The following is a 14,846-nucleotide window of genomic DNA, read 5'->3' as shown; positions in this document are numbered from 1 at the left end:
ACGCAGGCGAGATCAGTGCTTTGGTTTTCGGATTCGATAAGCCGCAGCGTACAAGGCTGGCAGGAAAAACAGGGTTAACAAGGTTGCCACAATCAAGCCACCCATAATGGCCACCGCCATGGGTCCCCAGAACTGGGAACGCATCAGGGGGATCATGGCCAACACCGCCGCCGCGGCAGTCAGCAAAATTGGGCGAGAACGGCGAATAGTAGAACCTATGATGGCTTCAAACGGATCAACTCCCGCAGCACGATCTTGCTCAATTTGATCCACCAGAATGACCGAGTTCCGAATAATCATGCCGAACAGGGCAATAACCCCCAACTGCGCCACAAAACCGAATGGTCGTGCAGTAATAATCAACGCCAAGGCAGCGCCGATAATTCCCAAGGGGCCTGTGAAATACACCAACAGTGTTCTACCAAAGCTTTTCAGCTGAAGCATCAGCAAGGTGAGCACAATAAACAGCATCAAAGGCACATTGGCCATAATCGACTCTTGCGCCTTGCCGGAATCGGCCGCCAAGCCATCAAGATTCACACTGACGCCCAAAGGAAGCTGGCTGCGCAACTCATCAAGTGCCTTGTCCATCGCCAAAGCCACTGTAGTGCCTTGAATACCAGACACCACATCAGCCTTGACCGTAATGCCAAATTCACCGCCCTCGCGCCAAATAACGCCCGGCTCGAAGGTCATGTTCACCTTGCCCACCTGAGACAAAGGCACATAAGCCCCACTGGCTGTTGGCACGTTTGCATTCATGAGCTCGGCCAGCGTATCGCGTTCGCTTTCCGGGTTGCGAAAAACTATGTCGATCAGGCGATTGTTCTCGCGGTATTGGCCAATAGTTGCACCCGACAAAATGACCTGTGAAGACTCGGCTATGCTTTGGCTACTCACTCCCAAGGCACGCGCCCGGGCCTGGTCCACTTCAACCTTCATCACCTTGATGTTTTCATTCCAATTGTCGTGCGTGCCGCGTGTGTATTCACTGGAAGCCACTGCTTCTTTTACTTTGTCGGCCACCACACGCACCACTCGGGGGTCTGGCCCTTGCACCACAAACTGAACTGGATAGGTGACAGGTGGACCATTTGGCAACAAGGTGATACGGGGGCGTATGTCGGGGAAATTGCCTTCAAGGTGAGTTTTCAACTTGATACGAAGAATTTCGCGGTCGTTGAATGTTTTGGGAATTACGATCAATTCAGCCAGATTGCTTTGCACAAATTTTTGATCAAGCGACAAATAAAAGCGTGGTGCACCATCACCCACAAAACTGGCATAGCCCGCCACTTCAGGCTGCTGCGCCAGCCATTGCTCAAGTTTGATGGCTTGCTTCTCCGTTTCCTCGAATGCAGTGCCCTCAGGCAGCCACAGATTGACCATGATTTCCAGTCGGTTGGAATCGGGGAAAAACTGCTGTTCAATGAACTTGAATGAATACCCGCCACCGACGAAAGCCACCACAGTGACTGCAATCGTAATCCAGCGGTGGTTCACGCACACCTCAATCCAACGGCGAAAACGCTGGTAAAAAGGTGTGTCAAACACCTCTGCATGCCCTTCCCCATCCTTGGGTTTTTTCAGCAGCCAGTAACCAATGTAGGGCACGAAAATAACCGCAACAAACCACGACAAAATAAGTGCAAGTGCAGTGACTGCGAAAATTGAATAGGTGTATTCACCCGCCGCTGATTGAGCCAGTGCAATCGGCAAAAAGCCGGCCGCCGTAATCAGTGTGCCTGTCAGCATGGGAATGGCTGTGGAGTCGTAAGCAAAAATAGCAGCGTCGAAGCGTGAATAGCCCTCTTCAAGCTTTCGCACCATCATTTCCACTGCGATGATGGCGTCGTCCACCAACAAACCCAAGGCGATGATCAAAGCCCCCAGTGAAATTTTATGCAGGTTGATATTGAAAAACGACATGGCCAGAAACGTGAGCGCCAGCACCAGGGGAATGGTAAGCGCAACCACCAGGCCAGGCCGTGTGTCAACACGGAACGGCTTACTGTGCAGACCAAGGCTTAAGAAGCTGACAGCCAGTACAATGACAATAGCTTCGATCAGCACCTTCACGAATTCATTTACGGAAGTTCGAACCGATTCGGGTTGATCGGCCACGCGCTGGAGTTCAATGCCAACCGGTAATTCCGCCAGCACCCGGCGCTCAACTTTGGCGAGCTCTTCACCCAGGCGAATAATGTCGCCACCATTCACCATTGAAATGCCCAGGCCAATTACTTCCTTGCCGTTGAAGCGCATTTTCGAGACCGGCGGGTCAAGGTAGCCGCGGTGCACGGTGGCGATGTCTTTCAGCAACAAAGTGTTGTTGCCTGCACGTATGGGCGTGTTGGCAATTTCTTCCAGTGATTCAAACTGGCCCTCCACACGTGACCACACTTTTTGATCTTCAAGGCTGAGTACGCCCTGGGATGTGACTGCGTTCTGGCTATTGATTTGGTTGAATATGTCTTGCGCTGAAATACCAAGCTGCGCAAGCCTGTAATGCGATACATCGATGAATATTTTTTCGGGCTGCACGCCAAACAATTGCACTTTTGCAACATCTGGCACTTTCAGCATTTCCTGTCGAACCTGGGTTACAAAGTCTTTCAGCTCAGCGTATTTAAAACCATCGGCCGAGAAGGCCAGTAACACGCCGAACGTGTCACCAAACTCATCGTTGAAGAACGGGCCCACCACCCCGCGCGGCAAGGCACCTGCCATGTCGCCCACCCGTTTTCGTGTGGTGTACCAAATGTCAGCCACTTGTTGCGGCGGAGCACTGTCGTCGAGTTGCAGGAAGATCACTGTTTCGCCCGGCTTGGAATACGAGCGAATTTTGTAAGCGTATGGAATTTCCTGAATGGTTTTTTCGATGGGGTCGGCAACCTGTTGCCCCATTTGCATGGCCGTGGCACCAGGCCAATAAGCACGAACCACCATGCCACGAAACACAAATGGCGGGTCTTCTTCTTGCCCTAAAGAAAAGAAGGCGGCTACGCCTGCGAAAATGAACACCGCCAACAGGTAGCGAACCAGCGGCTGGTTTTCCAGCGCCCAGCGGGATAAATTGATTTTGTTCATTGAGCCAAGTCGCTTGTTTCAATGAAGCGGCGCACTTTTTGCCCGTCGTTCAGCACATGGGTGCCAGCAGTTACGATCAACTCGCCGTTGTTTAGACCTTCTTTCACCAGAAAATTGCTTTCTGATACCTCGTAAGGTTGCACCATGCGCTTGGTGACAACACCTTTGGTTTCGTCGAACACCCAAACAAATGCGCCTATTTGCTCGGCCACCAAAGCTTGAATAGGCAGTTTGAATACATCGGTTTGCGCTGCCTTGCTGAATTGGACGGTGGCGCTCATGCCAAAGCGTGACAGTTTGTTGTTGTCGCTAACATCCAGCAGCACATCGAATGTTCGCGTAACGGGGTCGGCCACAGGCGATACTTCACGCACTTCAGCCTTCAAGCTTTCTTTGCCCGACCACAACAACACCGAAGCAGGCTGCCCCACGTTGATGTCGGACACCCGGCTTTCCGGCACCGCCATTCGAACCTGGACCTCATTCTCGTTGGCCCATTGCACAACGGGTTGCCCAGCGGAAAGTACCTGCCCCGCCTGGGCATACACCATGGACACAACACCATTGTCGGGTGCGCGCAAATCGCCATACTGACGCTGGTTTGATTGTGTATTGAGTTGGGAACGGGCTTGTGAAAGCCGGCTTGTTGCCGCGTCCATGGCGAGCTGGCGGCGATCGAGTTCCGCCTGGCTGATAAAATTTTGCTGCTTAAGGGTTTTTGCACGCTCCAGGTCAGTTTTCAACTGGGCCTGTTCAGTGCTGGCTGCATTGAACTGGGCCTGCGCGGCTTGAAGAGCCAAACTTAGATCTTGAGGATCGAGCTTGGCGAGCACCTGCCCTTTTTGCACCCGATCACCCACATCGACCAAACGATTAACCAGCTTGCCTCCCACCTGAAAACTCAAGTTGGCCTGAAAGCGAGGTTCAATTTGGCCCGGAAAACTTTCCTCGAAAGTACTGTTGCTGGATTGAAGTTCAATAACTCGAACCGGGCGAATAATTTCTGAAGTGTCAATTTCGGGGCGGGAACACGACGCGAGCAAGAGCGACCCTAGGGCAGCCCAAACAACAGGCATTAACAAACGGCTTTTGGACATGGATCGCTCGAAGGAGTGAGTTTTTTGTTATCAGCGCAATTGTCGGTGCAAACAAACGGGAAGTCAAAAATCAGTCAAAAACAATCCAGCTTGTCGCGCAGCGCAGCCAAAGCCTTCTCGACTCGATCCACGCCAATCACTTCGATGCCTTCGATTGGCTGTTTGGGCGCATTGCTGGCAGGAACTATGGCGTGCGTGAACCCCAGCTTGGCAGCTTCTCGCAGCCTTTCCTGCCCTCGGGGTGCTGGTCGTAGTTCACCAGACAAACCAATTTCACCAAACACCACCAGTTCTTTGGGCAGGCGTTTGTTTCGCAAGGAAGACACCATGGCCAATACAATCGCCAAGTCGGCGGCTGGCTCGGAAATTCGAACACCACCCACTGCGTTGATGAAAATATCTTGATCAAAAAACTGCAAACCTGCATGGCGATGCATCACGGCCAGCAACATGGCCAGGCGGTTTTGTTCCAGACCCACTGACAAGCGGCGGGGTGCTGGCGAATGTGAGGCATCAACCAAGGCCTGAATTTCAACCAGCAAAGGCCGGGCACCTTCCTGAGTACACATGACACAAGACCCCGCCACCCATTCAGCAGTTTGCGACAAAAAGAGGGCCGAGGGATTGTTCACTCCTTTTAATCCGCGATCGGTCATGGCGAACACGCCCAATTCATTCACCGCGCCAAAACGGTTTTTGAATGCGCGAACCAAGCGAAACGACGATTGCGAATCGCCTTCAAAGTACAGCACGGTGTCCACAATATGTTCAAGCACGCGCGGGCCTGCCAGGGTACCTTCTTTGGTGACATGGCCTACCAGAATCGTGGTGATGCCCAAGGCTTTGGCAAGCCGGGTCAGTTGGCTTGCACATTCACGCACCTGGCTAACCGAGCCTGGTGCCGCACTCAATTCACTGGTGTAGAGGGTTTGAATGGAATCGATGACCAGCACTTCGGGCTTGAGTATTTCCAGCTGGGCGACGATTTGCTCAAGCTGAATTTCAGTGAGTACATTTAAATTGGTGTGCTCCAGCCCCATGCGCTGAGCGCGCAGTGCAATTTGCCCGGCAGATTCTTCACCACTGACATACAAGGCTGAAGTGGTTTTGGCCAAAGTGACCATGGACTGCAATAACAAAGTGGATTTTCCAATACCGGGGTCGCCACCCAACAGCACCACCATGCCGGGCACCATGCCACCGCCCAGCACGCGGTCGAATTCAGGCACGCCACTGCTAAAACGCGGGTGGTCTTGCGCCTGAATGTCGGCAAGCTTGATCACGCTGCTGCTTTGCGCAGCAAGTGCAGCAAAGCGGCTGTGCTTGGGCGGTGCGGTGGTGGAAACAGCAGATTCAACCAGTGTGTTCCAGTTGTTGCAATCGGTGCACTGCCCCTGCCACTTGGGGAATACAGAACCGCATTCGGTGCATTGATACTGACTTTTACTTTTGGCCAAAACGGCTAGTCCTTTGAAACAACTTGAAAAGGCACGCGGGGCGCAATGGCACACAACAACTCGTAGCCTATCGTGCCGCAGCGGTCGGCCACGACATCCACTGGAATGTGTTCGCCCCACAATTCAACGGCGCTACCCACGCGCGCATCGGGGATACTGGTAATGTCGATGGTCATCATGTCCATGGACACCCGGCCTACGACGGGGGCGACATGCCCTTCGACAAACGTTGGGGTGCCGTCGGGGGCATGGCGTGGGTAACCATCGGCATAGCCACAGGCCACCACTGCGATTCGACCCGCACGATCGGCCTGCCAGCGAGAACCATAACCAACCCGATCACCAGCCTCGATGTGTTGAATGGCGATAATCTGGCTGATAAAGGTCATGGCTGGTTTCAAACCATAATTGGCTGCCGCATGGGGACCGGGTGTAGCGCCGTAAACCGCAATACCGGGGCGCGCAATGTCGCCAGCCAGTTCAGGAAAATTCAGGCTGCCCGCAGAATTACCCAAGCTGCTTTGCCAGTGGGCAGGTTTAAAGCGCATCAAGTTATTGAATTGAGCCTGGGCCATTGGCTGGCGCGTACGCGGCTCGGCTTCATCAGCATTGGCAAAGTGGGTCATCAACACTGGGGTGGGCCAGCCAAGCCGGCTTGTGAACTCATCAAGCCAAGTGATCGCAGCAGGCATTTCAGGCGCTTGAAGACCCAATCGATTCATGCCAGTGTTCATTTTCAAAAAAATTCTGGGTTTGAAAGAATTATTGAGCGCCGCCAACTTTTCAAGATCTTCAAGCTGAGCCTGGTTGTGTACCACCCAGTCGCAATGCAGTTCAGTGGCTTTGTGTAAATCGGCTTCGTCAAAACAGCCTTCCAGCAAGACGATTGGCTTGGTCCAGCCCAGTTGCCGTAAACGCGCTGCTCCATCGATTTCAAGAATGGCCAATGCATCTGAATTCTTCAAACCTTCCAGAACACGCTCCAGACCATGCCCGTAGGCATTGGCTTTCACCACGGGCATAACTTGACCTGCACCCAGTAACTGCTTGATTTTGTTAACATTGCCTAAAATTGCGGTGGGATTAACCACTGCACGTATGGGTCGTGGCATGGGCTTAAGAATGGTGGTTGAAGGGTTGGCTTGAAGGTCGTAAAAAGGACATTGCTTTATACGCCAAGCGCCTGGATATGATATAACGCCACAACACCGTTGAACGAGCAGCGAAACGGCGAAATCGCAGAAAATGGATTTCGCTCAATTCACAGTTGAATGAAACCCGGCTTTTACACCATCATGGCGGCGCAGTTTTTCTCGTCGCTCGCAGACAACGCACTATTGATTGCGGCAATCGCATTGCTATTTCAAATTCAGTCGCCCGACTGGATGACGCCCCTGCTCAAACTATTTTTTGTGGTGTCGTATGTGGTGCTGGCCCCTTTTGTGGGCGGATTTGCCGATACTTTGCCCAAGGGTAGAGTGATGCTGATCACCAACTCCATCAAGGTGGTCGGTTGCCTAATGATGTTCGCGGGCATTCACCCGCTGCTATCTTACGCAGTGGTGGGCTTGGGCGCGGCGGCATACTCACCAGCCAAATACGGAATACTGACTGAGCTTCTTCCGCATGATCGTCTGGTTGAAGCCAACGGTTGGATTGAAGGCCTGACTGTGTTGTCAATTATTCTGGGAACAGTGTTAGGTGGTGTCTTGATAGCGCCTGGCACCAGCGAATACCTGATGCAAATGCGGGTCCCCGGGGTGCTTGATGAAAACAGTACCGCTGCCGAGGCTGCAATTTTCGTGATTACCTTCGGCTACTTGATAGCGGCCATTTTCAACTTCAAGATTCCCGATACTGGCGCACGCTATGAACCCCAATTAAACCACCCGATTGTTATGACCCGCAAGTTCTACGGGTGTGTGAAGCAACTGTGGAGCGACAAGTTAGGCCAAATTTCGTTGGCTGTGACCACCCTGTTCTGGGGTGCTGGCGCTACGCTGCAATTCATTGTCCTGAAATGGGCTGAAAGTGCTTTGGGCTTACCTTTGGACAAAGGTGCAATTTTGCAAGGTGTATGCGCCTTTGGTGTGGCAGCGGGTGCCGTGGCGGCAGCAAAGATGATTCCCCTTAAAAAATCAATGTTGGTATTGCCCATGGGCATCATGATGGGCTTGGTGTGCATGGCGATGGTGCTGGTAAACAACCAGGGCATGGCCTATGTGCTGATTACTGTGATTGGCGCACTCAGCGGATTTTTCGTGGTACCCATGAATGCATTGCTTCAACACCGGGGCCACGTGCTGATGAGCGCCGGGCGTTCAATTGCCATTCAAAACTTCAATGAAAATATATCAGTGCTTACCATGTTGACGGTTTACGCTGTGCTGATCAGCTTTGACGTGCATGTGAACAATGTGATCTTGATGTTTGGCGGATTTGTGATGGCCACCATGTTCCTGGTGATTGTGTGGCACCGTCGCAATCAGCGCCTGTACAACGTTGAAGCCCGCATTGGTGAGGACCGCCCAGTGGGAATGCCTCAGTAAGCACGTCCCAGTTTGTTTCATTGAATACCCAGTTTTTTTAGCAACAATAGATCGTCCCAGGCCTTTGATTTTTCTTCCGGTCGCCGCAGCAAATATGCAGGGTGGTAAGTCACAATTGCAGGAATGTTCAGCCCATTCAAAGTAACGTGGTGTACCTTCCCGCGCAGTTCGCCCACGGATTTCTTGGTATTCAACAGGGTTTGAATTGAGAATCGGCCCACCAACAAGAGTACCTTCGGATTATTCAGTGCAATCTGTTGAAACAGATGGTCAGAACACTTTTCGATTTCGCCCACATGTGGATCCCGATTACCCGGCGGGCGGCATTTCAACACGTTGGCAATGTACACATTGCTTTTTCGACTGCGGTCCACTGCATTCAGCATGCGATCCAGCAACTGCCCGGCTCGGCCCACAAAAGGCATGCCGGTTTCATCTTCTTCTGCGCCCGGCGCTTCACCCACAATCATCAAATGCGACTGCGCCACACCATCCGAAAACACAGTTTGCTTTCTTGTTTCGCAAAGGTCGCAAGCTCGGCAGCTGGCCACAGTGCTGCGCAAACTTTCAAGCGAAGGCTGCGCGCTGGTTGGCTTGATATGTGAATCAGAATGAGAATCGGCCTGCGCCAGGGGCGAATTTTTCAATTCCCACACAGGCCCAATGCCCATGGCAGTGAACAGTTCAGCCTTGCTTTTTGATTGTGTCATTCCAAACTGCCTGTAAATTTTTTTAACATCACCAACGCATCTTCTCGACCCATGTGCGAGGGGTAATAATTCTTGCGCGCGCCAATCAACTTGAACCCCTCTTTCTCATACAGGGCTTTTGCCGAGGTGTTGCTGGGCCGAACCTCCAGCAACATGCCCGTGGCATTGGCCATTTTTGCCTGCCCAATTCCCCATTCCAGCAAGTGCTTTCCGTGTCCATAACCTTGAAGGTCTGTTCGTATTGAAATGTTCAACAGGTGAAACTCGTCCACCACATGCATCATCACAATGTAACCGGCAAGTTGTTCATCCAGCCACATGCAATGCATGTGGTACCCGGCGCGCAGGGAGTCCAAAAAATTTCGATCGGTCCAGGGGAATTCATAGATCTGGTTCTCGACCAGAATAACAGCGGGCACATCGGCCTCGGTCATGGGTCGAATACTAAAAAGCGCCATGTTTCAACGCCTGCCGTTCAGAAGTGGTTTGTGCAACTTTGTCGCGTACATAAAGGGGTTGGCAATCAAATGGCGCAGATACACGCCCCGCTTCAAATTCTTGCCACGCCAATTGCGCCAAGCGGACTGCAGACACTGCCCCCAAAAAAACGCCTGCCCGTGGCACAGGAAACTGCGGGTGCAAATGCGCATCGCACACTGCCAGACCACTCACGTTTTGCAATTCGGTGATTGGCAACAAATAAGGCGGTAAGTCCCACTGTGTGCCCTGACCAGTGCGGTGAACTTTTGCGGCATAAATCTCATTCAAGCGTGCGTCCATCAACACCGTAATTGGCTCGGCCTGCATCAGCGCGGGCAGCATGCACTCAAAACTGGTCAGGGGCACTGTAGGAACACTCCAGCCTACCGCCAAGCCTTGCGCAATGCCGCAGGCCGTGCGCAAACTGGTGAATCCGCCCGGGCCAATGTCGACTGCAATTGCGGCGCATAGGCTTGGGTCGACATTCGCTTTTTGCATGTGCTGCTGAATCAGCGGCAACAACTGCGCCGACTGGCTTTTGTAATCCACAATGTCGAAGCTGAACAGCTCAGCGCCCTCTTGAGATACGGCAGCCACTTTGGCAACGCCTGAACTGGTGCTGATTGCCAAAATAAAACGTGCTGTCATCAAGCGCCCTTCACCATCAACACCACAGCCTGCGCTTCGATCGCTTCTTTGCGACCCAGGTATCCTAACTTCTCATTGGTTTTGGCTTTGATGTTGACGGCATCCAGCGGCAAGCCACACAAAGTACTCAAGCTTTGATGCATGGCCGCCATGTGCGGTGCAAGCTTTGGGCTTTGGCAAATCAGGGTTGAATCCACATTCAGAAGCTTGAATCCTTTGACACGCGCTTTTTCGATTACATTCTTCAGCAATAAGCCACTATCCGCCCCTTCGAACTGCGGGTCGGTGTCGGAAAAATGAGTGCCAATGTCGCCCATGGCGCAAGCACCCAATACAGCATCGGTAACCGCATGCAACAGGGCGTCTGCATCCGAATGGCCCAACAAGCCCAGTTCAGAGGGAATGTGTACCCCACCCAAAATCAGCTTGCGGCCTTCAACCAGGCGGTGCACATCGTAGCCCTGCCCCACGCGCAAGCGCGTCATATTGTCGGTCATTGTGGATTCTCCTGATTCAACCCCAACAATTTGGCAACAATCCGCAAATCATCGGCCTGTGTAATCTTCATATTCTCGACATGCCCCGGCACAATCAAGGGGCCAATTCCCATGGTCTCAATGGCACTGGCATCGTCAGTCAGTGCCAATCCTTTGTACAGGCATTCAGAAATTGCCATGTTCAAGGCCTGTGCCCGAAACATTTGCGGCGTTTGTGCTGCCCAAAGTTGGTCTCGTGGCACCGTGTGCTGGGCGATCACTTCACCTTCTTCCGCCACAACTACTCTCTTCAAAGTGTCTGCAACCGGCACAGCCAACAAGCCACCCACCACATGTTCACTGGCTTGGTCCATCAAGGTTTTAAGTGCAATGGGGCTTAAACCGGGGCGTGCCGCATCGTGCACCAAAATCCAATCGGTTTCATTTACCATAAAATTTTGAAGCAGGTGGTTCAAGGCATTCAGCACAGTGTTGGCTCGCTCAGCGCCAGCCACAGGCAAACATTTCACTTGCAAGTTGCCTTCAAACAGACTTTCAGCGGTTGAATCGCCTTGGGCCACCACAACAAACACTTTCTCCACACGTGGATCAGCCAGCAAAGCCTGCACACTGTGCTCAAGCACAGTGTGCGCACCCAATATGGCGTACTGCTTCGGAGTTTTGCCCCCAAAACGACGCCCGGCACCGCCAGCGGGCACCAATCCAAAATACTTGGCAGTTCTTGCCATGAAAGCCTGTTCCTATGCGGGCACTTGCCGCCGTATAATACGGGCCTTGATTCACCGACCCACAACCCGAACTTGACGCCCACTGGAAAACCAGCATGGTTGCAGTATCCAAGCGGGCAAACTTTATGCTGTCATATTTTACTTCTTCTTTTCAGTTAACCGGTGGCCACAGGCTCAGCTTGGCGCACCCGCCCGGCAGCGCCGATGCCTTTTTACTGGCCCAGCTGTGTTCCCAGGCCCAGCAACAGGACCGCCTGTGCCTGATTACCTGCGCCAACCCGCACGACGCCACCCGTTTGCAAGAAGAAATTGCTTTGTTTGCACCCACCCTGAAAGTGCACTACCTACCCGACTGGGAAACACTGCCTTACGACAGTTTGTCGGCCCACCAGGATTTGGTGTCTGAACGCTTGGCCACGCTGTACCAAACCCAGCAAGGCGACCTCGACGTGTTAATTACAGCTGCCAGCACCGCGATTCAAAAACTGGCACCGCCCTCGTTTTTGGCGGGCAGCACCTTTTTCTTCAAAACCGGCGACAAGCTGAATGAGAAAAAGCTGCGCGAGCAATTAACCATTGCCGGTTACAGCCATGTTTCGCAGGTGATGACCCCCGGCGAATACTGCATTCGCGGCGGTATTATCGATCTGTTTGCCACCGGCACCACTCTGCCATTCCGCATTGATTTGTTTGACAATGAAATTGAATCCATTAAAACATTCGATGTGGATACCCAGCGCAGCCTATACCCGGTGCGAGAAATGCGCTTGCTGCCCGGCCGTGAATACCCGATGGACGAACAAAGCCGCGCGCAGTTCCGAAGCAAATGGCGCGAACGTTTTGAAGGCGACCCATCAAAGGTATCCATTTATCGAGACATGGGCACGGGTGTAGCAAGCGCAGGCATTGAATATTATTTGCCACTGTTTTTCGAAAACACCGCAAGCCTGGTCGACTACCTGCCCAATAAGGACATGGTTTTTATTCAACATGGCGACGTCGACCAAGCCCTGCAAACATTTGCCGCCGACACGCAAAGCCGCTTTGATTTTTTATCGAAAGACATTCAGCGCCCTATTCTTCGGCCCTCTGAAATTTACCTGAATGCAACTGAGTTTTTCAGCAGTTTTGAGAATGCTGCACGCGTAAGTTTGTCTGCATCCAAAAATGCATTGGTGCCTGAATACAGCGGTGCATTGCTACCCGATCTGGCAGCAGACCGCAAGGCGGACGACCCAATTTTCAAGTTCCGCAATCTGGTTGAACGCAGCGGTGCAGGTAGCTACAAGCAAGTGATTATGGTGGCGCCTAGCGATGGCCGTCGAGAAACACTGAACCAGTATTTCCTGGAACACAAATTAAAGCCCCACCAAACCGAAACGTTGCAAGGTGCATTGGAAAGCGGTGAGCGGTTCGTGCTGTGCACCGCCATTCTGGACCAAGGTTTTGGCGTGCACCGCGGGCTTGAGGCCCAAGTTGCATTTGTAACTGAAGCTGAATTGTTTTCATTGTCGCCACGCCGCCGTGGCGCACGCAGGCAGCAGGAAAGGCAAAGCAACGTTGAATCAATGATTCGCGATTTGTCTGAACTGAAAATTGGCGACCCAGTGGTACACCAACAGCACGGCATTGGCCGCTACAAAGGGTTGATTAGCATGGACCTTGGCGAAGGTGCCTCTGAATTCCTGCATCTTGAATATGCCAATGGTTCCAACCTATTCGTGCCTGTAGCTCAACTTCATGTGATTGCACGCTACAGCGGTTCCGACCCTGAAAGCGCGCCCGTGCATGCATTGGGTTCCGGCCAGTGGGAAAAGGCCAAGAAAAAAGCCGCCAAGATGGTGCGCGACACTGCTGCAGAATTGTTGAATCTGTATGCCCGCCGCGCGCTACGCAAAGGCCATGAATTCAAACTAAGCATTGGCGACTACGAAGCCTTTGTTGAAAAGTTCGGTTTCGAAGAAACTGCAGACCAGGCTGCTGCCATTCGGGCAGTGATTGCCGACATGACATCACCCCGCCCCATGGACCGCCTGGTGTGCGGCGATGTGGGCTTTGGTAAAACCGAAGTGGCGTTGCGTGCAGCTTTTGTCAGTGTCATGGACGGCAAACAGGTGGTGCTGTTGGCCCCCACCACCTTGCTGGCCGAACAGCACTTTCAAACCTTCTCGGACCGCTTTTCAGACTGGCCGGTGAAGGTGGTTGAGTTGTCGCGATTCAAATCGCCGAAGGAAATTCGTGACGCAGTTGAATTAATCAACACCGGGCGAGCCGACATAATTATTGGCACACACAAAGTGCTTAGTTCAGATGTTGAATTTTCGCGCCTGGGCTTGGTGATTATTGATGAAGAACACCGTTTTGGTGTGCGCCAGAAAGAAGCCCTAAAAAACCTGCGTGCTGAAGTGGATGTGCTGACCTTAACGGCCACACCCATTCCACGCACACTGGCCATGAGCATGGAAGGCATTCGCGATTTCTCGGTAATTGCTACCGCGCCACAACGCCGCTTGTCGATTAAAACATTCGTTCGCCGCGAAACAGACAGCGTAATTCGTGAAGCTGTGTTGCGTGAACTGAAGCGTGGCGGGCAGGTGTACTACCTGCACAACGAAGTCGACACCATTCAAAACCGACGCGAAGCACTTGAAAAAATTCTGCCGGAAGCACGCATCGGCATTGCCCATGGGCAAATGAATGAACGTGATCTGGAACGCGTCATGCGCGATTTTTACCAGCAGCGTTTCAATGTACTGCTGTGTACCACCATTATTGAAACTGGCATTGATGTGCCCACCGCGAACACCATTGTGATTCACCGCGCCGACAAATTCGGCTTGGCGCAGTTGCACCAATTGCGAGGCCGCGTAGGCCGTTCGCACCACCAGGCCTATGCCTACATGATGGTGAACAACGAAGACGGCTTGAGCAAGAATGCAGAACGCCGCCTTGAAGCGATTACCATGATGGAAGACTTGGGCAGCGGTTTTTACCTGGCCATGCACGACCTTGAAATTCGCGGCGCAGGCGAAGTACTGGGCGCGAACCAAAGCGGCAATGTGCACGAAGTGGGCTTTCAAATGTACACCGACATGCTGAACCACGCCGTGCGCAGTTTGCGGGCAGGCAAAGAACCCGATTTAACTGCACCGCTAAATGCCACAGTGGAAATCAACCTGCACACGCCAGCGCTATTGCCTGAAGATTATTGCCCTGATGTGCATGAACGCCTGACCCTGTACAAACGCCTGGCCAGCACCGAAGAAATGGACTTCATTTCAGAAGTACAAGAAGAGTTGATTGATCGCTTTGGAAAGCTGCCGGAAGCAGCCACAGCGCTGCTTGAAACACACCGGCTGCGCATTCTGGCCAAACCCTTGGGCATTGCCAAAATTGACAGCTCAACCGATGCCACGGTAGTGCAGTTCGATGCGCAACCGAATGTGGATGCAGGCAAAATCATTTTGATGATTCAAAAAGAAAAAGACATGAAACTGGCTGGAGCTGAGCGCTTAAGAATTACGCGTAGTTTCCCGAAAGTCAGCGACCGTGTACAGTTCTTGAAAGGCTTAATAAAACAACTCGCTTAA

Annotated in this window: 11 protein-coding genes; 2 read left to right on the top strand and 9 right to left on the bottom strand. The window is 52.5% G+C overall.

All coding sequences use genetic code 11. From position 1 onward, the window contains the following. Positions 1-12 precede the first annotated feature (12 nt). The 4 genes from NSP04_RS13025 to alr all read right to left on the bottom strand — a co-directional run bounded on the left by NSP04_RS13025 (position 13) and on the right by alr (position 6,756). Positions 13-3,090, bottom strand: coding sequence for an efflux RND transporter permease subunit (locus NSP04_RS13025; protein WP_257512789.1), 3,078 nt, complete (start codon positions 3,088-3,090; stop codon positions 13-15). Continuing rightward, positions 3,087-4,187, bottom strand: coding sequence for an efflux RND transporter periplasmic adaptor subunit (locus NSP04_RS13020; protein WP_257512788.1), 1,101 nt, complete (start codon positions 4,185-4,187; stop codon positions 3,087-3,089). The genes NSP04_RS13025 and NSP04_RS13020 overlap by 4 nt, the downstream gene beginning before the upstream one ends. A 74-nt stretch (positions 4,188-4,261) precedes the next feature. Further along, positions 4,262-5,644, bottom strand: coding sequence for a DNA repair protein RadA (gene radA, locus NSP04_RS13015; RefSeq protein WP_257512787.1), 1,383 nt, complete (start codon positions 5,642-5,644; stop codon positions 4,262-4,264). Positions 5,645-5,649: 5 nt separating this feature from the next. Then, on the bottom strand, positions 5,650-6,756 hold the full coding sequence (alr, locus tag NSP04_RS13010) for an alanine racemase (protein ID WP_257512786.1): 1,107 nt from the start codon (positions 6,754-6,756) through the stop codon (positions 5,650-5,652). 159 nt (positions 6,757-6,915) lie between these two features. Between alr and lplT the strand changes: the two genes are divergently transcribed. After that, positions 6,916-8,193 (top strand): lysophospholipid transporter LplT, encoded by a 1,278-nt coding sequence (lplT, locus tag NSP04_RS13005; protein WP_257512785.1) that lies wholly within the window; start codon positions 6,916-6,918, stop codon positions 8,191-8,193. Between the two features lie 17 nt (positions 8,194-8,210). Here lplT and NSP04_RS13000 read toward each other — a convergent pair whose 3' ends face one another. Genes NSP04_RS13000 through ispD form a run of 5 tightly spaced genes read right to left on the bottom strand, consistent with a single transcriptional unit; the run spans position 8,211 to position 11,256 of the window. Next, positions 8,211-8,903, bottom strand: coding sequence for a uracil-DNA glycosylase (locus NSP04_RS13000; RefSeq protein ID WP_257512784.1), 693 nt, complete (start codon positions 8,901-8,903; stop codon positions 8,211-8,213). After that, positions 8,900-9,361 (bottom strand): ribosomal protein S18-alanine N-acetyltransferase, encoded by a 462-nt coding sequence (gene rimI, locus NSP04_RS12995; RefSeq protein WP_257512783.1) that lies wholly within the window; start codon positions 9,359-9,361, stop codon positions 8,900-8,902. Before rimI ends, NSP04_RS13000 begins: the two co-directional genes overlap by 4 nt. Beyond that, complete coding sequence (gene tsaB, locus NSP04_RS12990) at positions 9,348-10,031, bottom strand: tRNA (adenosine(37)-N6)-threonylcarbamoyltransferase complex dimerization subunit type 1 TsaB (protein ID WP_257512782.1); 684 nt, start codon at positions 10,029-10,031, stop codon at positions 9,348-9,350. The genes rimI and tsaB overlap by 14 nt, the downstream gene beginning before the upstream one ends. After that, positions 10,031-10,528, bottom strand: a complete 498-nt coding sequence (ispF, locus tag NSP04_RS12985; protein WP_257512781.1) for a 2-C-methyl-D-erythritol 2,4-cyclodiphosphate synthase — start codon at positions 10,526-10,528, stop codon at positions 10,031-10,033. Before ispF ends, tsaB begins: the two co-directional genes overlap by 1 nt. Then, a complete protein-coding gene (gene ispD / locus NSP04_RS12980) occupies positions 10,525-11,256 on the bottom strand; it encodes a 2-C-methyl-D-erythritol 4-phosphate cytidylyltransferase (RefSeq protein ID WP_257512780.1) in 732 nt (243 codons plus the stop codon). Before ispD ends, ispF begins: the two co-directional genes overlap by 4 nt. Positions 11,257-11,381: 125 nt before the next feature. On the opposite strand from ispD, the gene mfd reads away from it, so the two are divergent. Continuing rightward, entirely contained in the window at positions 11,382-14,846 is a 3,465-nt protein-coding gene (gene mfd, locus NSP04_RS12975) for a transcription-repair coupling factor (RefSeq protein ID WP_257512911.1), read from the top strand.

The sequence above is a fragment of the Limnobacter parvus genome (assembly GCF_024623725.1).
Taxonomy (GTDB): Bacteria; Pseudomonadota; Gammaproteobacteria; order Burkholderiales; family Burkholderiaceae_B; genus Limnobacter; species Limnobacter parvus.
Note: the sequence above shows the minus strand (reverse complement) of the source record. Positions and strands in the feature narration are given on the sequence as shown.

Bases quoted from the DNA above. Each gene is read 5' to 3' on its own strand.
- NSP04_RS13025 (WP_257512789.1), bottom strand. From the start codon at position 3,090: ATGAACAAAATCAATTTATCCCGCTGGGCGCTGGAAAACCAGCCGCTG.
- NSP04_RS13020 (WP_257512788.1), bottom strand. From the start codon at position 4,187: ATGTCCAAAAGCCGTTTGTTAATGCCTGTTGTTTGGGCTGCCCTAGGG.
- alr (WP_257512786.1), bottom strand. From the start codon at position 6,756: ATGCCACGACCCATACGTGCAGTGGTTAATCCCACCGCAATTTTAGGC.
- lplT (WP_257512785.1), top strand. From the start codon at position 6,916: ATGAAACCCGGCTTTTACACCATCATGGCGGCGCAGTTTTTCTCGTCG.
- NSP04_RS13000 (WP_257512784.1), bottom strand. From the start codon at position 8,903: ATGACACAATCAAAAAGCAAGGCTGAACTGTTCACTGCCATGGGCATT.
- rimI (WP_257512783.1), bottom strand. From the start codon at position 9,361: ATGGCGCTTTTTAGTATTCGACCCATGACCGAGGCCGATGTGCCCGCT.
- tsaB (WP_257512782.1), bottom strand. From the start codon at position 10,031: ATGACAGCACGTTTTATTTTGGCAATCAGCACCAGTTCAGGCGTTGCC.
- ispF (WP_257512781.1), bottom strand. From the start codon at position 10,528: ATGACCGACAATATGACGCGCTTGCGCGTGGGGCAGGGCTACGATGTG.
- ispD (WP_257512780.1), bottom strand. From the start codon at position 11,256: ATGGCAAGAACTGCCAAGTATTTTGGATTGGTGCCCGCTGGCGGTGCC.
- mfd (WP_257512911.1), top strand. From the start codon at position 11,382: ATGCTGTCATATTTTACTTCTTCTTTTCAGTTAACCGGTGGCCACAGG.